Here is a 25,859-nt window from a genome sequence, read left to right on the forward strand (position 1 = left end):
GCTGGGTTGTGCGGTGTTGTCTTTATATTTCGTTGGAATATTTTGTTCCAAATACCTCTATATGACGTGTTACATTTTGGCATACACCTGCCACCATTGCTGTGCTCAAATCGAAATAGTTATGCTTTTCTTCTTTGTTGATGTAACCTTCTACCGCTTGTACCATACCATGGAAACTAGCAGTTGCAATGTTGACTTTGTGAACCCCCAAAGAAATACAACGTTGGAAATCTGTATCTGTAATGCCACTACCACCATGCAACACCAATGGTATTGGAACCACATTTGCAATTTCCTCCAACACATCAAACGCCAACTTTGGTTCTGCTGTATAGGCACCATGTGCATTTCCAATGGCAACCGCCAATGCATCCACACCGGTTTCTTCACAGAAAATATGTGCTTCTTCTGGATTTGTGTATAAAATTGCTTGGTTGTGGCTACCATCTTCGCTACCACCCACATGACCCAATTCCGCTTCCATCGTTGCACCATAGCATTGTGCTTTTTTCACTACTTTTTTGGTCATTTCGATATTCTCTGCAAATGGCAATGTGGAACCATCAAACATAACAGACGTAAATCCAATTTCCAATGCTTGCTCTATGGTTTCCATTGTGGTTCCATGATCCAAATGCACTGCAACCTTCACCTTTGCTTCTTTTGCTGCTGCAACCATAAGTGGACCTATCATATGTAGTGGTGAATGTGGCAAACGCACTTCTGCAATTTGCAAAATAATGGGTGTTTGTAACGCTTCTGCTGCTGCAATTGCACCTTTTACCATTTCCATATTGCCTACGCTAAATGCACCACATCCAATTTGCTTTTCCTTTGCCTCTTGTAATACTTCTTTCATGGTAACCAATGGCATTGTGATTTCTCCTTTGAATGATTATATTTTTGTAATGTTTTGAGTATCTTTTGGGTATAATTTACCATTAACCAATGGATTTGTCAATAACTTCCCCAATTATTTTCAAAATATTACAAAAACTTCTTCTAAATATACCCAAGATATGCTATACTAATGTAAAATACTTGAGAAAAGGAGATTTCCATGCGTCAAAATAGATTGACTTCCATCGAACAACATATCATCAAAAACCAATCCATATCCTTGGATGAGTTGTGTGAAACCTTCCAAGTTTCCAAAAACACCATTCGTAGAGATATTGATGCCCTTGTACGCAAAGGTTCCATCCAAAAAGTTTATGGTGGTGTTACTGCTGTCAATGCTTCCATTACACTGACACCATTTGACCAAAGAAACATCCATCATGTGGATGCAAAGGAGATTATTTGCAAAACTACTGCCAATTTTATTGTAGACCAAGATATTGTTTTTATTGACAGCGGAACCACATGCTTGCAATTGATTCCCTATATCAAAGAAAAGAATATCACCATTTTGACACATAGTTTGAGCATTGCAATGGCTGTGATCCCCTATGAAAACATCAATTTGATTACACTGCCTGGTACACTGAATCGTAAAACACTTTCTTATACTGGTGTGGAAACCACTGAATATTTGGAACGCTACAACCCAAACAAAGCGTTTATGGCTTGTACTGGAATTTCTTTGAAACACGGTGTTTCCAATGCTGCCACAGAAGAATATGCCATCAAAAAAAAGGTTCTTTCTTTGACAGAAGAAACCTATTTGTTGGCTGATGTGACAAAATTTGACCAATCTGCAATCACCACCTACGCAGCATTGGAACAAATCAAACACTATATCATCGACGAAATGCCACCAGAAGCTTATGTTGATTACTTCCAACAACATGGTTGTACTTTGCATATTGCACCAAAATCCCTTTAAATACCATTGCCACGCATATACAAAAGCCCCCCAATTGGAGGGCTTTCTTGAATGCATTTCTATTTTATTTATGCTTGTGTTTCAGGGTCTACTGTGTCTTCTTCAGTCACTGGTTCTTCTTCAGCCACTTCTTCTTCAACTACTTCTTCTTCTGCTACTTTTTCTTCGGCCACTTCTTCTTCTGCTACTTTTTCTTCCTCTACCACTGTTTCTTCTTTGGTTTCAGTGGTTGTTTGTGTGGTTGTAGAAACAGTTGCCACACCTTGCATTGCAAATTCAACGGTATCTTCCATTTTCATACCGATGAGCATTTGATTCTTGATGACATCACGCAACATACGTTTTGCAGAAGTATTGACTGCCATGATATCTTCCAAACTTGCAGCGCCATCTGCTGTATCCAAAGTACCAAGAGCAAATTGGATTTTTTCCGCTTCGGCATTGACGATATGTGCCAAAGAAAGTTCTTCCATACCGATGGAAGACAAGATGATATTGACTGCATCCTCTCTTGTGACTGCTAATGTGGGGTTCATATCAGGAATATTGGGCATTGACATAAAATATTACCTCCTAAAGTTTAGTAAGCAAACCACTTGCTTACTACAGTATATGGAGGTGATACAAAAGTGTGCCTAGTCGAGGTTTGGTTTATGGCGGCAGCAATCCACCTCCCTACAATTGCGTATTTGAGTTGGGATTTGGCTCTCCTACAAAAAAGACGATACACCGAAGTGTACCGCCTATACCATTGCATTTATTTGATTAAGAAAGTTGTGTGCCACATGGAATGGAATCATCCACGAAAATCACTTTACAGCCACAAGCGTTGTTGGTTGCTGCAATCAACATACCATCGGAGTTGACACCTGTGATACGAGTTGGTTTGAGGTTTGCCAACACAATGATTTTCTTACCAATCAATTCCTCGATTTTGTAATCGTGTTTGATGGAAGAAACAATGACTCTTTGCTTGAGACCATCATCCAATGTCAATTTGTAGCAGTTGTTGCTTTTGCGAATGTCTGCACATTTCACAATTTCACACACACGCAAATCCAAACGAGCAAAGTCATCAATTGTAATTTCATCTTTGACTGGTTGCACTTCATCTGGTTCGCCATATACTTTTTCTTCCACAATTAAAGCTGCTGCTGCCGCTTCTGCTGCTTCTTTTTCTGCCAAGATTTCAGCGTCTGTTTTTGGTGTGCTGAAGTCCAAGAGATGCAAGTAATCATTTCTGTCAATTGCATAAAGGAACAAGTACAAACGTGGACCACGTTCTTTGTCAATCAACAAACGATATACATTTTGGAAGAATACTTTTTGTACTTCTTTCTTTTCTTTATCCACCAACTCATGGTCATGTACCATTTGTGGGATTTCATAAAGTTGTTTGTTCAAGTCATCCAATGTATCTTCTTGTTTGGACAAATATTTATGAAGCTCTGCAATTTCCGCTTTCACTTCTGGTGCAAGTGTTTCATACACTTCCCAGTTTCTACCTTTACGCAAGGAATTCACTTGGTCTGGTGCACATTGTTCCAACCAGAATTTTGCACGTTCTACACGATCTGCAAAGTCTGCTGTTGTATAAGGTGTATTGATTTTATCGAATACAGTTTCCAACATGGTTTGGTTGAAGTTTACAACAGAACCCAATTGTACCAAAAGACCCATTGGAACTGTTTTAATGTCACGTCCTTCAATCAAAGAAAGGTCAATGACTTCGCCAGCCAGTTCGTCTGCTTTGCCTTCACGTACTTGTGTCAACATACGGTCAAATTCAAAGTATTGTTTCAAAATACCATCATCGAAACAGAAGTCAAATGCTCTGGTTGGTTCTGTTTTTGCATACAACCACAAGATGATTTCTGGTTGATACAGATTCAACAAAGTTGCAGGTGTCAAGTTCAAACCTGTGGAACCAGACATTTTACCTGTGGAACCTTTGATACCGATGAATTCATAACCTTGGAACAAAGGAGCTTTGTAACCAAAGATTTTTTCAGAAATCACTCTGGAGGTTTGATAGGAACCCATTGGTGACGCATGATCTTTACCACCTGGTTCAAAGTCAACGCCTTCATACATCCAACGCATTGGCCAGTCGATTTTCCAAGCCAATTTGCAATCGAAATCAGTTGTAAAATCAAATGTACCGGCGTGACCACAAGCACAAGAGTATTCTGCTTTTGTGCAATCTTCGCTCAAAGAGTGAATTTTTGTGGTATCTTTGCCACATTTTGGGCAGTAGATGGATACTGGATAGTAGTTCAATCTTTCTTCTGGTGTGGATTCTTGTGTTCTGAATTTTGCCAAAATATCAAAGATTTCGCCACGTTTTTTCAAAGAATGGATTACATGTTCTGCATATTTACCAGAGCGGTACATGCTTGCTTGGTAGCGGTAATCTGCTTCAATGGAGAAATCTTCCATTGCTGCAATAAATTCTTTTTCAAAATGACTTGCATAAGAAGATTCTGTGTCTTCTGGTGCAAATGGATTTGGCACATCAATGTACGGTTTGCCAATATACCCTTCAAATGCGTCAGAAAGTGCAGATACATTTACTGGCACTTTTCTGAAACGATCGTATTCATCCCAACTAAACAACAATCTTGCTTTTTTACCCATTTTACGCAATGCAACCATAACGAAATAGCTGGTTACAACATCTCGAAAGTTCCCAATATGCACAGAGCCAGAAGGACTAATACCTGCTGCACAAACATATTCTTCTTTGTTGGGATTTCGAGCAATAATTTCATTTGCAATTTTATATGACCAATGCATATTATCCTCCTAAATAGTATGTTCCAAATTCTTATCTTTTGATGCCACGAACTTCAAAAATCGCTTCGCCATCAGGTGTATCAATACTCAATTTTTCGCCTACTTTATGACCCAAAAGAGCCATACCAACAGGGGATTCATTGGAGATACGTCCATTCATTGGATCTGCTTCTGCGGAACCAATAATTGTGTAGGTCATCAATTCATCAAATTCTACATCATATACATCTACAGTTGCACCAAGGCTTACCACATCAGCAGACACTTCTTCATCATCAATGACTTCTGCATTGCGCAACATTTTTTCCAAAACAACGATACGTGCTTCAATTTCTGCTTGTTCTTCTTTTGCTGAATCATACTCTGCATTTTCAGACAAGTCCCCTTGACCTCTTGCTTCTTTGATTTTTTCAGCCACATCTTTTCTTCTAACAATTTTCAAGTTTTCCAATTCTTCTTCTAACTTTTTCAAACCATCATAAGTCAAAACAACCTTTTTTTCCATCATGGTAGGTTCATCTCCCTTTTATTCTCGGCAGTACCGAATTATTTTTTCTGTATAGCATGGAAAAAGAGGGCTATCCCCTCTAATTTATTGATAAATTATAACTACAAAATCACAGATTGTCAATGATTTCTCTACATCTTACGTATTTTTCTTATGATTTCCAATTCCAAATACTGGATTTTGAAATAATTGACTCAAAAATACAAAAAAGTGGCTACAGTATCGCCTACATTATATGGAAGAAATAGCATTTGAAAATGTTATTATTTGTGTGATTATATTGCAAACGGAACAGTCAAGACTGTTCCCTACAGGATGCCTTCAATTGGTGAATTATGTGATTTTTTTATATTTTTTAAAGAAAATATTTTCGTTGACAAATTCATTCCAAAACCATATAATGTTTTAGATAAAACAATTTGGAGGTGACTTATGTTTATCATTGGAATTGAAATTGCAAAAATCCACAATCAAATCATGCGTGAGTTGGAAGCAGAAATCATTGCAAATGTTGACAAAAACATGTCTGCTACCACTGCAAGAGTGATTTGTTTTGTCATTGAAGAAAATAAGCAACGCAATATCATTGGTCGTGATATTGAGGAATTTCTCAGTTTGAAACGTTCCAGTGTCAGCCTGATATTGAGTAAAATGGAAGAAAATGGGTTCATTACTCGAAATGCTGTTTCCTACAATGGAAAAATCAAGCACATTCTTCCCACAGAAAAAGCCGTTTCTTATCACAAAGAAATTGTAACTTGTTTTGATCGTGTGGAAGAAAAAATGAAGCGAAATATAGCACAAATTGATACACTGAAAGAACTATTGGACGACATTACAACTAATTTAGAACGTGAGGGTATTTATGGAAAATAATCGAATTGCAACTATGCCAATGAAGAAACTGGTGCTTTCATCTAGCATTCCAGTTATGTTTTCACTTGCTTTGCAGGCTGTATATAATATTGTAGATAGTATATTTGTATCCAATATGGATGCCAATGGCGAAGAAGCTCTAAATGCTTTGACACTTGCATTTCCTGTGCATATGTTTATTGTTGCCATTTGCATTGGTACTGGTGTTGGTGCTTCTGTTTTGGTGTCCAGATATTTGGGGGAACGCAATACAGAAAAAACCAAAGCTGTCACCAAAAACACTGTGTTTCTAGGATTGATTTTAACTACCATCATTGTATTATTTGGTGTGTTTTGCACGGAATTTTATATTGGTTCCCAAACAGTAAACCCCATTATTTATGAAATGGGTGTCCAATACTTGCGTATCACCTGTATCATTTCCTTTGGTAGTGTATACTTTGCTGTTTTTGAAAAATTATTGCAATCCACAGGACATTCCTTATACTCCACCATTGCCCAAGTGACTGGTTCCATTGTCAATATTATACTAGACCCCATTATGATTTATGGTTGGTTTGGTGTGACTGCTATGGGTGTTCGTGGTGCTGCTTATGCCACTGTCATTGGTCAAACATGTGCATTCCTTTTGGCATATCATTTCCACAGAAAATACAACCAACACATCAGCGATTCCTTCAAAGGATTTCGACCAGATTGCAACATCATTCGTAAAATTTACGTTCTTGGATTTCCTGCAATTGTGGCACAAGCGCTCATTTCTATTATGGCATATTGTTTGAATGTCATCTTTGTTTTGGCAAGCGAATCCTTTGTTACTGTTTATGGTTTGTATTACAAAATCCAGCAATTTGTCATTATGGCAATCTTTGGTTTGCGTGATGCCACAATGCCCATTGTTTCCTTTACCTATGGTTCCAAAAACAAAGAACGTATGAAGGAATGTATCAAATATCTATTCATTTATGCACTTTCCATTACACTCATTGGCACCATACTCTTCGAGTTGTTTGCAGTCCAAATTGCATCTGCTTTTGGTCTTTCTGGCACAACCATGGAACTTTGCATCAAAGCAATCCAAATTGTAAGTTTGAGCTTTGTATTTGTGGGGATCAATGTTGCATCCCAAACGGTGTTCCAATCTGTTGGTTCTGGTGTGGAATCTCTTGTGGTTTCCTTCTTAAGACAAATCATACTTGTATTGCCTGTGGCTTATGGATTCACAAGATTGGTTATGGTGCATGCAGATTACAGTTGGAGTATTTGGTTGACCTTTATCATTGCAGAAGGATTGACAGCAATTGTATCCATCATTTATATCAAAGGCATTTATGCAAAGAAAATCAACACCATGTAACCACACGCAAAAGGTTCAATTCTATGTCCATTCATAGAGTTGGACTTTTTTCATGTTTTATACAACCACATTTCCCAGTCCAAAGGTGCTTTCTTTTACAAAGTCTCTATTTTATGCATTAATTTATGTATAAATGCGTAATCTGTATTTCCAACGAAAAACACCATTCCAAAACATTCTTGCAATCCTTCTATAAAAATCACCATTTTTCTGATTATTGAACAAAGGAAATCCATATTTTACATCCTTTTTGTACAATTTCCCTTTGGAATCTATGCAAAACACCTTATCAAATGGTTTCCTTACAAAAACTGTATAATTATGCAGTAACCCCTTGACTTTATTTCCAATGGGTATATAATAGTAAAAAATGGTGTTCTATACCACATACACATGTACACACCAAGAAGAAAAGAGGGATTTTATGAAATATACCGTTTATATTGATGGACAAGAAGGCACAACTGGTTTGCAGTTACGCCAAAAATTGGAACATCATCCAAATATTGAATTGATTTTGATTGCAGAAGCGCTCAGAAAAGACGAAGCAGAACGCAAACGCTTGATGAATGGCGTAGACGTGGTATTCCTTTGTTTGCCTGATGGTCCTGCAAAGGAAGCAGTGGCTTTGGTGGAAAACCCAAATGTTTGCGTCATTGATGCCAGCACAGCACATAGAACCAACCCTGATTGGACTTATGGCTTCCCTGAACTTTCCAAAACACATAGACAAAACTTGCAAACTTCCAAAAGAATTGCAAATCCTGGTTGTCATGCAACTGGATTCATCGCTTCTGTATATCCACTTGTGGCAGCTGGTATTCTACCAAAGGATTACCCCTTCACTTGTCATAGTATGACAGGATATAGTGGTGGTGGCAAAGGTATGATTGCAGAGTATGAATCAGAAGATAGACATTCTGATTTGGATAGTCCTCGTCAATATGGCGTTGCACAGGTGCATAAACATCTGCCAGAAATGAAAGCAATCACAGGCATCGATAGCACTCCTGTTTTCTGTCCTATTGTTTCTGATTTCTATGGCGGTATGGCTACAACAGTGCCATTGCATGCATCTTTGTTCCAAAAGAAAGCAACCAAAGACGAAGTGTTCGCTCTTTTGCAAGGACAATATGCAGATTCCGCTTTCATTGATGTGACCACATGCGAAAGTGGTTTCTTGGCAGCAAATCCATTGGTAAATACCAATAAATTGACCATTTATGTAGATGGCAATGACGAACGTATGACATTGACTTGTGTGTTTGATAACTTGGGTAAAGGTGCTTCTGGTGCAGCAATCCAAAATATGAATATTGCACTTGGTTTGGATGAAACAACAGCATTGATGTGATAACGGGTTGTCGGGGACGCCAACCCCTACAATAATATAACGCAATGATACATAAATATTACACATATCAAATGACAAATCACAATACATATAAATTAAAAAATAAAAGGGTCAAGGGACTGGTCCCTTGCAGGGGTTGGGACAGAGTCCCAAGGTCTTAATCTTTTGACCTTATCTTTTGATCTTATAAGGAGGATATATCATGAACAAAATCACTGGTGGTGTTACAGCACCAAAAGGCTTTTTGGCAAATGGAATTCATTGTGGCATTCGTGCCAGCAAATCAAAATTGGACTTGGCTTTGATCTATAGTCCATCACCATGTTCTGCTGCTGCAATGTACACACAAAACAAAGTGTATGGTGCACCGATCACAGTTACTAGAAATAACATTGCAAATGGCATTGCACATGCTATGGTTTGCAACAGTGGCAACGCAAATACTTGCAACGCTGATGGTGTAGAAAAAGCAGAAGCAATGTGTCAATTGGTGGGTGACGCACTTGGCATTTCTCCAGAAGATGTTATTGTTGCATCCACTGGTGTCATTGGTCAAGTATTGCCATTGGAACCACTTGCAAAAGGCATTCCTGAAATTGTACCTACACTTCACAATGAAGGCGGTGGTGATGCTGCTGAGGCAATTATGACAACAGATACCCATGCAAAACAAGAAGCATACACCATCGAAATTGATGGTAAAACCGTAACCATCGGTGCTATGGCAAAAGGTAGTGGTATGATTCATCCAAATATGGCAACTATGCTTGGTTTCTTGACAACAGATGCCAATATCTCTTCTGATATGTTGAAATTGGCTTTGAAATTGGCAGTTGACGATAGCTTCAATATGGTTAGTGTAGATGGGGATACTTCCACAAATGATATGGTTTGTATCCTTGCAAATGGCGAAGCTGGCAACAAAGAAATTACAGCGGATGGCGAAGATTTCCAACAATTCCTCGCTGTGATTCAAGAAATTTGTACTTCCATGGCAAAGAAAATTGCTGGTGATGGCGAAGGTGCAACCAAACTCATTGAATGTAGCGTTGTCGGTGCTCCTGATACACAACTTGCAAAGAAAATCTCCAAATCCATCATCACTTCCAGCTTGACCAAAGCAGCTATGTTTGGTGCTGATGCCAACTGGGGTAGAATCCTTTGTGCCATTGGATATACAGATGGCGAATTTGGTGTGGATACCATTTCTGTAGACATTTCTTCCACCAAAGGTAGCATTCACGTTTGTGAGAATGGTGCTGGTGTGGAATTTGATGAAGATATTGCAAAAACCATTCTTTTGGAAGAAGAAGTACACATCCAAGTGGATATGGGTCAAGGTGAAGGTTCTGCCACTGCTTGGGGTTGCGATTTGACATATGATTATGTGAAAATCAATGGAGACTACAGAACTTAAGAGCAGTGAAAAGTGAAGAGTGAATGGTGAATAGTGAAAAACCTAAGATTCTTCGTCATTGCGTTCCTCTGAATGACAGATTCCTGTAGGGCGGTGGCTTGCTGCCGCCGTAATACCACAATCCAAAATATATAAACAGATGTACTGTAGGGGCGATTCACGAATCGACCGCAACACCACTACATCCAAACTAAGGAGGCAATTATGTTTCATGATTCTCAAATGAATGGCTTAAAAGCTGGTGTTTTGACTGCTGCTTTGCCATACATTCAAAAATACGCTGGCAAAACCATTGTAGTGAAATACGGTGGCAATGCTATGATTCATCCATATCTCAAAAAAGCTGTTATGTGTGATATTGTGTTGTTGGCATCTGTTGGCATCAACATGGTATTGGTGCATGGTGGTGGTCCAGAAATCAGTGGTATGCTCAAACGTTTGGACATTCCATCTCGTTTTGTAGATGGTTTGCGATACACAGACGAAGAAACTGCTGAAGTGGTACAAATGGTGCTTTCTGGCAAAACCAACAAAGATTTGGTCAGCCTAATTGGTCAATTGGGTGGTAGAGCTGTTGGTCTTTGTGGGATTGATGGTTGTATGCTCCAAGCCAAAAAATTGGAAGGTGATTACGGTTTTGTAGGCGAAATTACAAAAGTCAATGCAGAGCCTATCACAAACGCAATCAAAAATGGTTACATTCCAGTCATTGCAACGGTTGCAACTGATTGTAATGGCAATACATATAACATCAATGCAGATACCGCTGCAACAGAAATTGCCATTGCACTCCAAGCAGAAAATATCATCACTTTGACAGATATTCGTGGTTTGATGCGTAATGTAGAAGATGAAAACTCTTTGATTCCTGTGGTAAAAGTCGATGATGTGAAAGATTTGGTTGCAGATGGTATCATCAGTGGTGGCATGATTCCAAAAATCCAAGGTCTCAAAAAAGCAATTGACGAAGGTGTGAGCAAAGCTGTTATGATTGATGGACGTATTGAACATTCCATTTTAATCGAAATCTTCTCCAATGAAGGTATTGGAACTTTGTTTACAAAATAAATTTAGTGAAGAATGAAGAGTGAATAGTTGAAAAACCGACGGGTTGTCGAGGACGCCAACCCCTACGAAACAATGTATGATTTGTAGGGGCGATTCACGAATCGACCGAAATCCAAAAATATGATATCTCTGTAGGGTAAGGGTGTGAAGTGTCACACTAAGAGGTTCTACTCTTGCCTTCATTCCATAAATAGAAAAAATACCCTGTAGGGGATGGGTTTCCCATTCCATAATTGAAAGGACGTGTTGATATGAGTTTTGAAGCAATCCAACAAAAAGAACATGCATATGTAATGCAAACTTATGGTAGAACTCCAATTGCAATGGATCATGGCAAAGGTGTTATGTGTTATGACGTTGATGGCAAAGAATACATTGATATGACCAGTGGTATTGGTGTCAATGCTTTGGGCTTTGCTGACCCTGCTTGGATGGCAGCAGTCACAGAACAATTGGGTAAATTGCAACACATTTCCAACATCTACTACACCACTCCATGCATTGATTTGGCAGAAATGGTTTGTCAAAAAAGTGGTATGAAAAAGATGTTCTTTGGCAACAGTGGTGCTGAAGCAAATGAAGGTGTCATCAAAGCTGCTAGAAAATACAGCTTTATGAAATATGGCAAAGGCAGAAGTACCATCATCTCCTTGCAAAATTCTTTCCATGGTAGAACAATGGCATCCCTCACTGCAACTGGTCAAGATGCATACCACAACTACTTCTTCCCATTTGTAGAAGGATTTATGTTTGCAACCGCAAATGACATTGAAGATACACTCGGAAAAATGACTTCTGATGTATGTGCCATTATGATGGAAATGGTACAAGGTGAAGGTGGCGTTGTGCCTTTGGATATGGCATATGTACAAGCAGTTGCAGCCGCTTGTAAAGAAAAAGACATCCTTCTCATTGTGGATGAAGTGCAAACAGGTATCGGTAGAACTGGTTCCTTCTTTGCTTTCCAACAATTTGGCATTGAACCAGATTTGGTTTCCTGTGCAAAGGGTCTTGGTGGCGGTTTGCCAATTGGTGGTGTTTTGTTTGGTGAAAAAACAGAAACTGCTTTGGTGGCTGGCGATCATGGTTCCACATTTGGTGGAAATCCTGTTGTGTGTGCCGGTGCTTTGGAAATTATGAAACGTTTGGATGATGCTTTTCTTGCTGATGTGGCAGAAAAAGGCAAATTCCTCAAAGAAGAACTTTTGAAGCTTCCTCATGTGGTGAGTGTAGACGGTATGGGCTTAATGTTGGGAATTGCATTGGATGTGGATGCAAAAACTGTCATTTCCAAGTGTGCAGAAGAAGGACTTCTTGTTTTATCTGCTAAAACAAAGGTCAGATTACTACCTCCTCTTGTAATTTCTAAACAAGAATTGGAAAAAGCGATTTTGGTACTAGCCAAAGTCTTAAAAAACGTGTAAAATAGATAAGATATATCCACTTGATTGGGTAAAAAAATCAAGTGCTGTGTATTTGTCAATATATGGATTACAAATCAAACGAACGAGCAATGCTCGTCCCTACAAAATAGAATTGTAGGGGAGGGTTTCCATGCCCTCCTGTAGTTTCTCAACATTGGACAAAAACACATCAATATCCGAACATTCACAAAACGCAGATTTTGTCAGGGAATATCACTCCAGACGCAACCTGCGTTTTGCACTGTAAAAACGTCGGTAGATATTGTGTAGAATTACGAAAGGGAGGCAAACACCATGAAACATTTTTTGAAACTTTTAGATTGTACCTCAGAAGAAATTATTGAACTTTTGGACTTGGCAGATCAACTCAAAAAATACGTAAAAGAAGGCAAAGAACATCCTTTCCTCAAAGGCAAAACCCTTGGTATGATTTTTGAAAAATCTTCCACAAGAACTCGTGTATCTTTTGAAACTGGTATGTTCCAATTGGGTGGTCACGCTTTGTTCATCAGCTCCAAAGATGCACAAATTGGTAGAGGTGAACCAACAGAAGACACTGCAAGAGTACTTTCCAGATACCTTGATGGTATTATGATTCGTACTTTTGACCAAGCAGAAGTGGAAACTTTGGCAGAATATGGTTCTATTCCAATCATCAATGGTTTGACAGACTTGTATCATCCATGTCAAATCATGGCAGACTTGCAAACCATTCGTGAATACAAAGGTAAACTGGAAGGTGTAAAACTTTGTTACATTGGCGATGGCAATAACATGGCAAACTCTTATATTGTAGGCTGTTTGAAAGCTGGTATGAGTGTCAGTGTTGCAACTCCTGATGACTACCAACCAGCAGCACACGTTTTGGAATTTGCAAAAGCATATGGCAATCGCTTCCTTTTGACAAATGACCCTAAAGTGGCAGCTAGAAACGCAGACGTTGTGGCAACAGATGTTTGGGCATCTATGGGACAAGAAGAAGAACAAGCAATCAGAGAAAAAGCATTTGCTGGTTTCCAAGTGAATACAGACCTTATGTCTGTGGCAAAATCCAGCTGTATGGTACTTCATTGCTTGCCTGCTCATAGAGAAGAAGAAATTACAGCAGAAGTATTTGAAGCACACGCAAATGAAATCTTTGATGAAGCAGAAAATAGACTTCATGCACAAAAAGCAATTCTTGTAAAACTAATGGCATAAGGATGGAAAAACGACTAAGGACTAATGGTGAAGGGTGAAGGACTAAGCGGGATGTCGAGGACGCCATCCCCTACAAACGCTAAACTACGATAACACTCGTAGGGGTGTCCCTATGTGGGCACCCGTTTGAAACCATTCCTATTTAGCCAACACCGTCATTCAACAATCTGAATGATTCCTCCTTGCAACCTTCAATGAGGTGTAAAATGAAAAAAGTATATTTAATCTTGCAAAATGGACAAATCTTCCAAGCAGATTCCTTTGGTGCAACAGGCGATATCACAGCAGAAATCGTGTTCACAACAGGTATGGAAGGTTATTTGGAAACATTGACTGACCCAAGCTATCATGGGCAAATGGTTGTACAAACCTTCCCTTTGATTGGGAACTATGGTGTCATTCCAGAAGACTTTGAAAGTGCACATCCATCTCTTTCTGCTTATATCGTACGTGATATTTGCGAAATTCCATCTAATTTCAGATGTGAAGGCAATTTGTCTGATTATTTGGCAAAAACAGGTGTCATTGGTCTTTGCAACTTGGATACCAGAGCACTGACCAAAATCATCAGAGAATTTGGTGTTATGAATGCTGCAATCAGAAGCGAACTTCCAGAAAACATGGAACTCTTCACAGCAGAATTGTCTCTTGCAGCTCTTAGTAGCAGTGTAGACCAAGTGACTTGCAAAGAATCCTATGTGCTCAATCCAGAAGGAGAAAAACACGTAGTTCTTTGGGACTATGGTTTCAAAAAGAACATGGGTGATGAGCTCATCAAACGTGGTTGTAAATTGACAGTGGTTCCTGCTGATACAACTGCAGAAGCAATCAAAGCATTGAACCCGGATGGTATTCTTCTATCCAATGGACCTGGAGATCCATCTGATAACAAAGGTATCATTTCCGAAATCAGCAAAATTGCACCAAGTGGCATTCCAATCTTTGGTATCTGCTTGGGTCACCAAATGTTGGCTTTGGCAAAAGGTGCAATTAGTACAAAATTGAAATATGGTCATCGTGGTGCAAACCAACCTGTTTGCTACACACCAACTGGCAGATTGTATATCACAAGCCAAAATCATGGCTATGCAATCAAATCTGAAACATTGCCAAAAAGTGCTGTTCTTTCTTTCACACATGTCAATGATGATACTTGTGAAGGTGTGGAATATGCAGATATTCCTGCATTTTCTGTACAATTCCATCCAGAAGCATGTGGTGGACCAAAAGACACAAACTTTTTATTTGACCAATTTATGAATATGATGGGGGGACAACAATAATGCCTTTGCGTAGTGATTTGAAAAAAGTAATGATTATTGGTTCTGGTCCTATCGTCATTGGACAAGCAGCAGAGTTCGATTATGCTGGTACACAAGCGTGTAGAGCTTTGAAATCCCTTGGTTTGGAAGTGGTTCTCATCAACCCAAACCCTGCAACCATTATGACAGACGAAGCAATTGCAGATAAAATTTATATCGAGCCATTGAAACTCGACGTCATCAAAAGAATCATCAAAAAAGAAAAACCAGATGGTTTGCTCTCCACATTGGGTGGTCAAAATGGTTTGACACTTTCCATGCAATTGGCAAAAGAAGGCTTCCTTGAACAAGAAGGCGTTGCACTCCTCGGTTCCAGATTGGATACCATCGACCGTGCAGAAGATCGCCAAATGTTCAAAGATACCATGGAAAAGTTGAACCAACCATGTATCCCATCTGAAGTTGTAACAGACATTCCAAGTGCATTGGAATTTGCTGGTAAAATTGGATACCCTGTAATTGTACGTCCTGCTTTCACCTTGGGTGGTAGCGGTGGTGGTATCGCAAACACAGAAAAAGAATTGGAAATCATTGCACATAGTGGTTTGGAAGCATCTCCAATCCACCAAATCTTGGTGGAACAATGTATTTCTGGTTGGAAAGAAATTGAGTTTGAAGTAATGCGTGATGGTGCTGGAAACGTTATTGCCATCTGTTCTATGGAAAACTTTGACCCTGTTGGTGTGCATACTGGTGATTCCATTGTAATCGCTCCTGCTGTCACATTGGCAGATAAAGAATACCAAATGTTGCGTACTGCATCTTTGGATATCATCACAGAGCTTGGTGTAGAAGGTGGTTGTAATGTACAATTCGCTTTGCATCCAGAAAGCTTCCAATATGCTGTTATTGAAGTAAATCCTCGTGTTTCCAGATCTTCTGCATTGGCTTCCAAAGCAACAGGTTATCCTATTGCGAAAGTTGCATCTTTGATTGCAGTTGGTTTGACACTTGGCGAAATTGAAAATACCGTAACAGGCAAAACTTCTGCATTCTTTGAACCTACTTTGGACTATGTAGTTGTAAAATTGCCAAAATGGCCTTTTGATAAATTTGTATATGCAAAACGTAAATTGGGTACTCAAATGAAAGCAACTGGTGAAGTTATGTCCATTGCGCCTACATTTGAACAAGCACTCTTAAAAGCAGTTCGTGGTGCTGAAATCTCCATGGACACATTGAACTTGCGTACTTTGGCAGATGTTTCCACAGAAGACATCAAATTGATGCTTTCTGACGTAACAGACCAAAGAATGTTTGTGGTTTACGAAGCTTTGAAACGTGGCATTACCATTGATGAAATCCATGCAATCACATTGATTGATGAATGGTTCCTTGGCAAAATGATGCATATTTTGGATACAGAAAAACGTTTGGCTTCTGAAGAATTGACAACAGATTTGTATACCTTTGCAAAAAACATGGGCTTCCTAGACAAAACCATTTTTGCTTTGTCTGGTCAAACACATCCTCATCGTGCAGCAGTTTACAAAATGGTTGATACATGTGGTGCAGAATTTGCAGCACAAACACCTTACTTCTACGCAACATACGACGAAGACAACGAAGCAAAAGAATTCATTGAACACAAAAACAGTGGCAAAGAAAAAGTCATTGTATTTGGTTCTGGTCCAATTCGTATCGGTCAAGGTATCGAGTTTGACTACGCTTCTGTTCACTGTGTATGGACTTTGAAAGAAGAAGGTTATGACGTGGTTATGGTCAACAACAATCCAGAAACTGTATCCACCGACTTTGATACAGCAGACAGATTGTACTTTGAACCGCTCAATCCAGAAGATGTTATGGATATCATTGCAACAGAACAACCTTATGGCGTTGTAGTTGCTTTTGGTGGTCAAACTGCCATCAAATTGACAAAATCCCTTTCTGAAGCTGGTGTTAGAATCCTTGGTACTTCTGGTGAAAGCATTGATGCTGCTGAAGACCGTGAAAAATTCGATGCTATCTTGGAAGATTTGGGTATCAGCAGACCAAAAGGTCATGGTGTCTACACAAAAGAAGCTGCATTAAACGCTGCTCATGAATTGGGTTATCCAGTATTGGTACGTCCTTCTTATGTTTTGGGTGGTCAAAATATGATCATTGCCTTCACAGATGAAGAAATAGAACGTTACATGGATATCATCCTCGATGGTGGTATTGAAAATCCTATCTTGGTTGACAAATATCTCATGGGTACAGAAGTGGAAGTGGATGCAATCTGTGATGGTGAAAACGTTTTGATTCCTGGTATTATGGAACATGTGGAACGTGCTGGTATCCATAGTGGTGACTCCATTGCGGTATATCCTGCATGGAACCTCAGTGGTCCATTGACACAAAGACTCATTGAAACCACAGAAAAATTGGCTTTGGCTTTGGAAACAAAGGGCTTAATCAACATTCAATATGTAATCTTTGAAAACGAAATTTACATCATTGAAGCAAACCCACGTGCTTCCAGAACCATCCCTTACATCAGTAAAGTAACAGGACTTCCTGTTGTGGATATTGCAACAAAGGCAATGCTTGGTCAAAAGTTGACAGATATGCCTTATGGTACTGGTTTGTATCGTCAAAGCTTGTTCTCCGCAGTCAAAGTTCCTGTATTCTCCTTTGAAAAATTGACTGACGTGGATACCCACCTTGGACCAGAAATGAAATCCACTGGTGAAGTTTTGGGTATTGGTAGAACCCTCGAGGAAGCAATTTACAAAGGTCTTGCTGGTGCTGGTTATCAAATGGATCACCAAGGTGGTGTTTTGATTACCGTTAAAAAACGTGATAAAGTAGAAGTGGTTTCTCCTGCAAGAAAATTGCATGAACTTGGTTTCCAATTGTATGCAACAGAAGGCACTGCTTATGAACTCAAAAAATATGACATTCCTTGTATTGAATTGCCTACTATTGTTGAAGGTGAAGCAGAAATCAACGATTTGTTGGAAAGTGGCAAAATTCACTATGTCATCTCCACTTCCAATAAGAGCACATTGCCTCAACTTGCAAGTGTGAAATTGCGTAGAAAAGCAATTGAACGTGGTATCTTCTGCTTGACCAGCATTGACACTGCAAATGCTTTGGTAAATGCACTTTCCAGTGGTTTCAATCTCAAAAACATGGAACTCATTGACGTTGCAAACCTTCCACGTAAGAAAGAAAAACTCCATTTCATCAAAATGCGTGGTAGTGGCAACGATTACATCTACTTCGATTGTTTCGAGCAAGATGTGAAGAACCCTGAATTCCTCAGTGTTTGGTTGACCAGCAGACGCAATGGTATTGGTGGTGATGGTGTGGTTTTGATGGAACCTTCCACAATTGCTGATGCAAAAATGCGTATTTTCAACGCTGATGGTACAGAATCTGCAATGGCAGGTAATCCAATTCGTTGTGTTGCAAAATACTTGTATGAATCTGGTAAATTGGATAAAACTTCTGTTTCCATTGAAACTGGTGATGGCATCAAAGACCTTGAACTCTTTGTACGTGAAGGAGATGTATTCTCTGTGCAAGTTGGTATGGGACAAGCAGACTTTGCACCAAATGCAGTGCCTGTAACCTTGGGTGATACACCTGTCATCAACGAAGTGGTTACTGTAGGTGGCAAAGAATACAACATCACATGTGTTTCTATGGGTAACCCACATTGTGTTATTTTCACAGAAGATGTGGAATACATCAACCTAGAAGAAGTTGGACCGCTCCTTGAAAACGCTGAATTCTTCCCAGAACGTGCCAATGTTTCCTTTGTATCCATTGAAGACCGTGCTACACTCAATATGAGAGTGTGGGAACGTGGTATTGGTGAAACTATGGCTTGTGGTACTGGTGCTTGTGCTGTGGTTGCTGCTGCAGTTGCATTGGGTCATTCACCAAACAACCAAGATGTGACTGTAAAACTCAAAGGTGGTAATTTGATCATCCATTGTGACAACAACAACATCACAATGACTGGTGATGCTAAGAAAGACTTTGAAGGTTTTATTGAGTTGTAAGAACAAGACCTTGGGACGCTGTCCCAACCCCTGCAAACCTTTGAAAAGGTTCGATCCAAACTTTATTTGTGCGATGCACCAATACAATTAGAATACAAAAGTAACAAGAAGAAGGACACGGTACAATTCCGTGTCCTTTGTTGTTGTATCACAGATAAAAAAAGACAACTGCTCCTAAGAACAGTTGCCTCATATTTATTTCCTAATATCAATCATCATATGCTTCGATTTCATCTACCAAACCATATTTATCGAAGGACAATTCCACGTAACAATCGTCACCTTCATCGTCGCAATCGTCGAAGAAGTCTTCCAAGCCATCCATATCGTCGTCATAATCGTCTTCATCATAAGACTTGCTTACGTTATCATAGGATACTTCCACATCATCTGGGTCTTCCATCAAGTAGTAGATATATGTGCTACCATTTTGATCATCTTTGACTTTGATCCAATTGGAGCCAATATCTTTCAAGATACCTTCACCACAAGGAAGTTCATCTTCGATATCATCATCATCCATAACTTCAGCGTCAATGTAATATACTTCATAATCATCATTTAAGTAAATGCTTACCCAAATGCCATCACCACTGGACAAATCATCATCCATATAATCATCCAAATCTGCCACATCTTTGACGCTACTATCATCATCCAAATCTACATCTGTATCTTCATAGTCTTCCAATGTATAAGAAATGGTTGCATAGCCCAAGTCCACTGTAACAGTCTTGTAGCTACTGGAAATCTTAGTCAATTCACCAGACAATACATACTCTGCATCATCGTCATCATCGTCATCTTCTTCATCTTTGTATTCAGCATCAATTTCATTGACTTTACTGCTCTTGAATCCAAGCTCTACATAAATGTATTCATCTGTCCAGAAAGCATCATCAATTGCATCATCCAAATCATCAATATCTGCTGTTTTACCTTCCAATTTGATGGTCAAACTGCTATACAAATCATATGTATAGTTGACGCCACCAGCAGTAATCTTCACATAATCGTCTTCACGAATATCTCTCAATTCACCGTATGTAGGATCTTGATTGGTACCAATGATTTCTTTGACATCCCCTGAACTATCAAATGCCAATTCCACATCATATTCATAATCGCTTGCAGCTGATTTGAAGGTGGTTAAAGAAATGCTTGTACCATCAATTTCAATGTCCAAATCATCAGATAAGCTATAGGAGTAATCGTCTCCATCCACTTCAATGACAATCTTACTGCTGGAAACGCTGACCAATTCCCCTTCTGCTTCAGCACTGGAATCTGTCCAAGCCCATACTTCTTCCAGATTATCGTCACGATCCACATCTACGCTGATACGCAATTCATAATCATCGTCGTACATGTCTTTCAAATCATCCAAATCCGCACTCTTACCATCAATTTCTACATCAATATCTTCATCATCAATGTAGTAGGTATAGGTATCGCCATTTGCTTCCAATTCAATTCTTCTACTGTTCATGAAGGTCAAAACACCATTGGTTTCGTCTTCCAAGTAGTTGATTTCAATTGCATTGACTTCACCTGCATTGCTCAGACTCAAAGTAACTTCATAGTAATAACCATCATCAATATCATTTTCCAAGGATGAGAAGGTTTTGCTATTACCATTATACTCTACATCCACATCATCATCATCCAAAGGATATTCATACTCTTTGCTGTTGTATTTGATGGTGATATCGCTACTACCAATGTACACCAATTGACCTGTCAACTTGTTGTTGTCATTGAGAACTGCCAAAACTGTGATAACATCCCCCGAAGAATCAAAGGACAATGTAACATCATAGTAATAATCATCCAAATAATCTTCCAATTTGCTGACTGTGGATTTGCTACCATTGACTTTAACCGTTACATCATCAGACAAATCATATGTACCTTCTGATGTTTCAATTTCATCATCATCAATGTCTTCCAATTCTGCATATACCTTCAAATAGATACCCGCAACAGAATCCAAAATTTCCACTGATTTCAATGTGGTGCCTGAATATTTGATGGAAACCGTATCGCCAACACCAATATCAGATGTGGTCATACTTTCACCTTCATAGGTTACATCAATATCATCATCACCAGACAAAGTCAAGCCAGAACCGCTGCTTGTGGTCAAAGTCATGAAAATACTACCGCTATCCAATTCCATATAGCTGGTTACAGTACCTTCTGCTGTCTTGGAAGAAGAAGAGAAACTGCTACCTGTCAATGCGTTGTATGTACGCACAGAAAGTACTGCCATTTCTGCACGATTGATGTCTGCTGCTGGATTGAAGTTATTGTCTGTATCACCAACCATAACATTCCAATCATACAACAAATCCAAGTATGGTACAGAAGATGCAGAAATGCTAGATTTATCGTTATACACCAAAGTTGCTGATGAGTCAATATCGTCTACAGTTGCCAAAGCTTTTCCATAAATGACACCAACCGCTTCTCTATCTGCTGCCACATCGTCACGCAAGTATGTCAATTCTGCAGAACTGATGATACCTTCTTCCAATGCATATGTTGCTGCTGGTTGTACCCATGCATCAATATTATAAGCAGAAAGCACTTGTTCCCATTTGGAGGATTGTGTGGAAGATATACTCACTTCACCCGCTTCCTTCATAATGGAATAAATGAGCTGTACCGTTTCGCTATAGGTTACGCTATTGGTTGGTTTGCAATAACGCACTCCATTTTCCAAATACCCATTCATCAAACTTAAGTTTCTTGCTTCGTCAATATAATCCTTTGCCGCTTCCCAAGGTGCAGAATCAATATCTGCAAACTCTGAACCAAAGGCTACAGTTGGCACACTTCCAAATACCAGTGTTGCTGCCAATAGCAATGTCATCCATTTTTTCTTCATGTATTTCCCTCCATTTCCCATTTTTGTTGCATTTTCCTCTGTATGTATAAACAGAAACCTGTTTTGAACCGAAAAACAATAGCACTTTGCATTTTTTGTATAATTCTCGCAAAATACCACTATATATTGTTTAGTATAACGAATTTTGCCACAATTCGCAAGGTTTTACTGGTGATTTTTTCAAATTAATTGAATTGTAAGATTATATTCATTTACAAAAGAAAAACCACCCCTGTAGATACAAGGATGGCTTTTGGTTACAAGTCATTTCTTAGTCTGGTTCGTAAGCATAAATACCGATTACAAGAACACCATAATCATCAAATTCCAATTCTACGTAGCAATCATAACCATCATCGTCATAATCATCGAAGAAATCTTCCAAACCTTCCAAATCGTCATCGTAATCGTCTTCATCATCGGAATCTTCATACTCAACGTCTGGATCATCGCAATAGAATGTGAATTTACCATTGCCATTGTCATCATCAATAATAATGTATTCTTTGCTTTCTTTTACAGATGTCAAGTAGCCTTCACCAGAGGAAAGTTCTTCCTCTGCGTCGTCTTCATCCATCAATTCTGCTTCGATATAAATGACTTCGAAATCATCATCCAAGTACAAAGTTACCCAAACCACTTCTTCGTCATCATCCAAATCGTCTTGGAAATCATCATCATCCCAATAATCATCAAAGAAATCTTCAATGGTATCTACACTGCTCTTATTGGAATAATCGAATTCTGTATCTTCTTCATCAGGCAAATCGTAATCATATGTGCCATAGCCCAAATCCAATTCAATGCTATCATAATCATCAATGTCTTTCAAAATACCTGAAACTTCATATTCTGTATCTGCATCATCATCATCGTCATCATCATCATCGTCATCATCGGAGGAGTACAAATCATCTAAATCTGCATATTCTGCAATAATTTCATCTACTTCATCATCAGAGTTGAAGGACAATTCCACATAAATGTACTCATCATCGTCGTCTGCTTCGTCGATTGCATCATACAAATCATCCACATCCACATCATCGCCATCCAACTCAATGTCAGGGTCATCCATGTCATATTCGTATTCTACACCACCAGCATCAATTACGATTTCATCATCATCCACATCCACCAACATACCATATGTTGGATCTAAGTTGGTACCAATGATTTCATAAACATAATCAGAACTATCAAAAGTCAACTCCACTTCATATTCATAAATGGAAGCTGCAGATTTGAAGGTGGATAAAGAAATTTCTTCTCCATCAATTTCCACCAAAGGATCATCCAAGTAATATGTATATTCATCCCCATCATAATCCACTACAATTTTGGAACTGGTAACACTAACCAATTCGCCTGCACCATCCATACTCACAGTGATACCCAAAACAGATTCTAGGATATCCACAGAATACAAAACACCATTTGCATAGGTAATGGTAACTTCATCGCCAACACCAACATCTGCTGGTGTTACACTGGTGCCATCATATGTAACGCTGACACTGGAAGCATTGGTTGCTGTGACACTTGTGCCAGAAGAGGATGTGATTGCAAGATACAAACCAGCATCACCCAAAGCCATACATGTGACAACATCCCCTGTCAATGTACCAGAAGTTGCTGCTGTGCTAGAAGAACTGCCTGCACTGCCTGCCACTACATCATACATACGTACAGAAAGTACTGCCATTTCTGCACGATTGATGTTGTTATTTGGATAGAAATAATTTTCTGTATCACCAGCCATAATGGAATTGGTGTACAACAAAGCCAAGTATGGAACTGCTGCTGAAGAAATGGATGCAGCGTCATTGTAGCCCAAAGTTGCTGCGGTATTGACAGATTCCAAAGTTGCCATTGCTTTTCCATAAATCACACCAACTGCTTCTCTATCTGCTGCAGAACCATCACGCAAATATGTCAATTCTGTGGAGCTGATGATACCTGCTTCCAAAGCGTATGTTGCTGCTGGTTGCACCCAATCGTCAATATTATATGCAGAAAGAACTTGTGACCATTTTGTAGTTTCAGTGGAAGTGATGTTCACTTCGCCTGCTGCTTTCATAATAGAATAAATAAGTTGTACTGTTTCGCTATAGGTTACGCTATTGGTTGGTTTGCAATAATAAGAACCATTTTCCAAATATCCATTCATAAGACCCAAACTTTGTGCTTCATCAATATATGCAATGGCACCTTCCCATGGTGCTGTATCAATATCCACAAATTTGGATGCATATGCTGTTGCTGGCACACTGCCCACAACCATAGTTGCTGCCAAAACCAAAGTCATCCACTTTTTCTTCATCTGCCCCTACCTCCTAAATGTTGTCATTTGTGACAATTCCTTCATATTATTTTCATTCTAACAAAAGAACCTTATATGTACTTTAAAATATTCTTTATATTATACATAAATTTACATATCACTGCAAGGTATTTTCCATTAGCTTTCTTTTATTTTGACGAAATCTTCATGCTTTTTGTTCCCAAAAATTCATAATTTTACAAAAATCCCTAATTTTTTCTAGGATTTGTTCTTTGTATTCAATTTTTTTGCATAATGTTCAATACATTATCTTCCTTTTCAGATAAATGTTACCATACCAGAAACAGCTGGCGACCACAGGTCGCCCCTACATCTTATTGGGTGCACCTACATCATCTATGGAAAATTTCTAAAATACGTTCTGTGTTGCCACTGGATTTGCGTACAATGAGCTTAGGCTCAAATGTGATTTGTTGCAAAGGATTTTCCAATTCTTCTGTGCACTCCATTGCATCCACCAACAAACGCATACCAGAAAGCCCCATATTGTGTAGTGGTTTTTCCACAGTGGTCAGCTTCGGTTCCACCAAACTAGACATACGAATGTTGTCAAATCCAACCACCGCCACATCTTCTGGCACAGCAATCCCCATACCACGCAAAGCATCCAAAACACCAACTGCCATAACATCTGAAGAAACAAAGATGGCATCTGGCACCACATCACCTGCCATAAACCTTCTGGCACCTACATAGCCACCAAAAATGGAGTTTTCTACTTCTGCCAACAACTGTGGTTGTTGCTCCAACTTTGCATCTGCCAAAACTTCTTGGTATCCTTCTGTTTTTTGTGCATTTTCTTCTTTTGGTGTTCTACCATACAAACAAGCAATGTTGCTACGTCCCATTTCCACCAGATGCTCCACTGCTTTTTTTGCACCCAGCTTACATCCAATTTGCACCACTGGCACTTTGCAATTGGTTTTGTGTTGTCCAATCAAAACCACAGGCACATTTTGTTCGATAATGGCTTGTATATCTCCATCCAAAAGCAATGTGGAAATCAAAACAAACCCATCAATTTTACGCTCCAATAGAGTTTTTACATAGTTGCGTTCCTTTTCCAAGTCATTTTCTGTATGACAAAGAAGAGCAGTATATTGCCTTTGGTGTGCAATATCTTCTACTCCCTTAGCAATTTCCATATAGCTTGGATCCAAAATATCTGGCACAAACAAGCCAATGGTATGTGTTTTGTTGAGATTCAAACCTCTGGCAAACCAATTTGGTTGATAACCCAATTCTTCCATGACAGCAGAAATCTTTTCCTTTGTTTTGTCTGCCACAGAGTCTGGATGATTGAGCACACGAGATACCGTTGCCACAGAAACCCCAGCATGTTTTGCCACTTCTTTGATATTCATGAAATCACCAACTTTTCCACAATTTCCACAGTTCCTTACAAAAAGTATACCATTGTCTATGCATGTTGTAAATTGCCATAAAGCTGAAATTTCTCCATATTTACCATTGCGTA

At 39.1% G+C, this 25,859-nt stretch carries 17 protein-coding genes and 1 pseudogene; 11 read left to right on the forward strand and 7 right to left on the reverse strand.

From position 1 onward, the window contains the following. Positions 1-22: 22 nt before the first annotated feature. Positions 23-874: a class II fructose-bisphosphate aldolase gene (locus tag MJY40_RS14490; RefSeq protein WP_317854889.1), complete on the reverse strand. Its 852-nt coding sequence runs from the start codon at positions 872-874 to the stop codon at positions 23-25. A gap of 186 nt (positions 875-1,060) precedes the next feature. Here MJY40_RS14490 and MJY40_RS14495 point away from each other — a divergent pair, with 186 nt between their 5' ends. Continuing rightward, a complete protein-coding gene (locus tag MJY40_RS14495) occupies positions 1,061-1,828 on the forward strand; it encodes a DeoR/GlpR family DNA-binding transcription regulator (protein WP_317854890.1) in 768 nt (255 codons plus the stop codon). A 68-nt stretch (positions 1,829-1,896) separates the two neighbouring features. On the opposite strand, the gene MJY40_RS14500 is transcribed toward MJY40_RS14495, so the two are convergent. The 3 genes from MJY40_RS14500 to greA all read right to left on the reverse strand — a co-directional run bounded on the left by MJY40_RS14500 (position 1,897) and on the right by greA (position 5,132). Next, the gene (locus MJY40_RS14500; RefSeq protein WP_317854891.1) at positions 1,897-2,388 is read right to left on the reverse strand and encodes an alpha-helical endospore appendage domain-containing protein; all 492 of its coding nucleotides are present in this window, start codon (positions 2,386-2,388) and stop codon (positions 1,897-1,899) included. A gap of 205 nt (positions 2,389-2,593) precedes the next feature. Then, positions 2,594-4,624, reverse strand: a complete 2,031-nt coding sequence (gene lysS, locus MJY40_RS14505) for a lysine--tRNA ligase (RefSeq protein WP_317854892.1) — start codon at positions 4,622-4,624, stop codon at positions 2,594-2,596. Between the two features lie 31 nt (positions 4,625-4,655). After that, positions 4,656-5,132, reverse strand: a complete 477-nt coding sequence (gene greA / locus MJY40_RS14510) for a transcription elongation factor GreA (RefSeq protein ID WP_317854893.1) — start codon at positions 5,130-5,132, stop codon at positions 4,656-4,658. 432 nt (positions 5,133-5,564) lie between these two features. On the opposite strand from greA, the gene MJY40_RS14515 reads away from it, so the two are divergent. The 10 genes and pseudogenes from MJY40_RS14515 to dapF all read left to right on the forward strand — a co-directional run bounded on the left by MJY40_RS14515 (position 5,565) and on the right by dapF (position 19,148). Beyond that, positions 5,565-6,008 carry a MarR family winged helix-turn-helix transcriptional regulator gene (locus MJY40_RS14515; RefSeq protein WP_317854894.1) on the forward strand — a complete coding sequence of 148 codons (444 nt, stop codon included), beginning with the start codon at positions 5,565-5,567 and terminating at the stop codon, positions 6,006-6,008. Continuing rightward, positions 5,998-7,365 (forward strand): MATE family efflux transporter, encoded by a 1,368-nt coding sequence (locus tag MJY40_RS14520; RefSeq protein WP_317854895.1) that lies wholly within the window; start codon positions 5,998-6,000, stop codon positions 7,363-7,365. The genes MJY40_RS14515 and MJY40_RS14520 overlap by 11 nt, the downstream gene beginning before the upstream one ends. Before the next feature lie 424 nt (positions 7,366-7,789). After that, the gene (gene argC / locus MJY40_RS14525) at positions 7,790-8,719 is read left to right on the forward strand and encodes an N-acetyl-gamma-glutamyl-phosphate reductase (RefSeq protein ID WP_317854896.1); all 930 of its coding nucleotides are present in this window, start codon (positions 7,790-7,792) and stop codon (positions 8,717-8,719) included. 202 nt (positions 8,720-8,921) lie between these two features. Next, the gene (argJ, locus tag MJY40_RS14530) at positions 8,922-10,136 is read left to right on the forward strand and encodes a bifunctional ornithine acetyltransferase/N-acetylglutamate synthase (protein ID WP_317854897.1); all 1,215 of its coding nucleotides are present in this window, start codon (positions 8,922-8,924) and stop codon (positions 10,134-10,136) included. A gap of 204 nt (positions 10,137-10,340) precedes the next feature. Further along, a complete protein-coding gene (gene argB / locus MJY40_RS14535; RefSeq protein ID WP_317854898.1) occupies positions 10,341-11,204 on the forward strand; it encodes an acetylglutamate kinase in 864 nt (287 codons plus the stop codon). Positions 11,205-11,455: 251 nt separating this feature from the next. Next, complete coding sequence (locus MJY40_RS14540; protein WP_317854899.1) at positions 11,456-12,628, forward strand: acetylornithine/succinylornithine family transaminase; 1,173 nt, start codon at positions 11,456-11,458, stop codon at positions 12,626-12,628. A gap of 294 nt (positions 12,629-12,922) precedes the next feature. Continuing rightward, positions 12,923-13,828, forward strand: a complete 906-nt coding sequence (gene argF, locus MJY40_RS14545) for an ornithine carbamoyltransferase (RefSeq protein WP_317854900.1) — start codon at positions 12,923-12,925, stop codon at positions 13,826-13,828. 206 nt (positions 13,829-14,034) lie between these two features. After that, positions 14,035-15,111: a carbamoyl phosphate synthase small subunit gene (locus tag MJY40_RS14550; RefSeq protein WP_317854901.1), complete on the forward strand. Its 1,077-nt coding sequence runs from the start codon at positions 14,035-14,037 to the stop codon at positions 15,109-15,111. After that, a pseudogene (gene carB, locus MJY40_RS14555) lies at positions 15,111-18,296 on the forward strand (carbamoyl-phosphate synthase large subunit); the annotation flags it as partial. The gene MJY40_RS14550 and the pseudogene carB, both read left to right, overlap by 1 nt. A 33-nt stretch (positions 18,297-18,329) precedes the next feature. Continuing rightward, complete coding sequence (gene dapF / locus MJY40_RS15685; RefSeq protein WP_416387508.1) at positions 18,330-19,148, forward strand: diaminopimelate epimerase; 819 nt, start codon at positions 18,330-18,332, stop codon at positions 19,146-19,148. 208 nt (positions 19,149-19,356) lie between these two features. Here dapF and MJY40_RS14560 read toward each other — a convergent pair whose 3' ends face one another. The 3 genes from MJY40_RS14560 to MJY40_RS14570 all read right to left on the reverse strand — a co-directional run bounded on the left by MJY40_RS14560 (position 19,357) and on the right by MJY40_RS14570 (position 25,746). Next, positions 19,357-22,038, reverse strand: coding sequence for an S-layer homology domain-containing protein (locus MJY40_RS14560; RefSeq protein WP_317854903.1), 2,682 nt, complete (start codon positions 22,036-22,038; stop codon positions 19,357-19,359). 271 nt (positions 22,039-22,309) lie between these two features. Then, positions 22,310-24,361: an S-layer homology domain-containing protein gene (locus MJY40_RS14565; protein ID WP_317854904.1), complete on the reverse strand. Its 2,052-nt coding sequence runs from the start codon at positions 24,359-24,361 to the stop codon at positions 22,310-22,312. Between the two features lie 353 nt (positions 24,362-24,714). After that, complete coding sequence (locus tag MJY40_RS14570; RefSeq protein WP_317854905.1) at positions 24,715-25,746, reverse strand: LacI family DNA-binding transcriptional regulator; 1,032 nt, start codon at positions 25,744-25,746, stop codon at positions 24,715-24,717. Positions 25,747-25,859: the final 113 nt, after the last annotated feature.

The organism is Chakrabartyella piscis (assembly GCA_030067835.1).
Classification (GTDB): Bacteria; Bacillota; Clostridia; order Lachnospirales; family Anaerotignaceae; genus Chakrabartyella; species Chakrabartyella piscis.

Excerpts from the sequence above, each read along its gene's own strand:
- argJ (WP_317854897.1), top strand. The coding sequence starts at position 8,922 with ATGAACAAAATCACTGGTGGTGTTACAGCACCAAAAGGCTTTTTGGCA.
- lysS (WP_317854892.1), bottom strand. The coding sequence starts at position 4,624 with ATGCATTGGTCATATAAAATTGCAAATGAAATTATTGCTCGAAATCCC.
- greA (WP_317854893.1), bottom strand. The coding sequence starts at position 5,132 with ATGATGGAAAAAAAGGTTGTTTTGACTTATGATGGTTTGAAAAAGTTA.
- MJY40_RS14520 (WP_317854895.1), top strand. The coding sequence starts at position 5,998 with ATGGAAAATAATCGAATTGCAACTATGCCAATGAAGAAACTGGTGCTT.
- MJY40_RS14490 (WP_317854889.1), bottom strand. The coding sequence starts at position 874 with ATGCCATTGGTTACCATGAAAGAAGTATTACAAGAGGCAAAGGAAAAG.
- dapF (WP_416387508.1), top strand. The coding sequence starts at position 18,330 with ATGCGTGGTAGTGGCAACGATTACATCTACTTCGATTGTTTCGAGCAA.
- argF (WP_317854900.1), top strand. The coding sequence starts at position 12,923 with ATGAAACATTTTTTGAAACTTTTAGATTGTACCTCAGAAGAAATTATT.
- MJY40_RS14515 (WP_317854894.1), top strand. The coding sequence starts at position 5,565 with ATGTTTATCATTGGAATTGAAATTGCAAAAATCCACAATCAAATCATG.
- argC (WP_317854896.1), top strand. The coding sequence starts at position 7,790 with ATGAAATATACCGTTTATATTGATGGACAAGAAGGCACAACTGGTTTG.
- MJY40_RS14550 (WP_317854901.1), top strand. The coding sequence starts at position 14,035 with ATGAAAAAAGTATATTTAATCTTGCAAAATGGACAAATCTTCCAAGCA.
- argB (WP_317854898.1), top strand. The coding sequence starts at position 10,341 with ATGTTTCATGATTCTCAAATGAATGGCTTAAAAGCTGGTGTTTTGACT.
- MJY40_RS14500 (WP_317854891.1), bottom strand. The coding sequence starts at position 2,388 with ATGTCAATGCCCAATATTCCTGATATGAACCCCACATTAGCAGTCACA.
- MJY40_RS14565 (WP_317854904.1), bottom strand. The coding sequence starts at position 24,361 with ATGAAGAAAAAGTGGATGACTTTGGTTTTGGCAGCAACTATGGTTGTG.
- MJY40_RS14495 (WP_317854890.1), top strand. The coding sequence starts at position 1,061 with ATGCGTCAAAATAGATTGACTTCCATCGAACAACATATCATCAAAAAC.
- MJY40_RS14540 (WP_317854899.1), top strand. The coding sequence starts at position 11,456 with ATGAGTTTTGAAGCAATCCAACAAAAAGAACATGCATATGTAATGCAA.
- MJY40_RS14570 (WP_317854905.1), bottom strand. The coding sequence starts at position 25,746 with ATGAATATCAAAGAAGTGGCAAAACATGCTGGGGTTTCTGTGGCAACG.
- MJY40_RS14560 (WP_317854903.1), bottom strand. The coding sequence starts at position 22,038 with ATGAAGAAAAAATGGATGACATTGCTATTGGCAGCAACACTGGTATTT.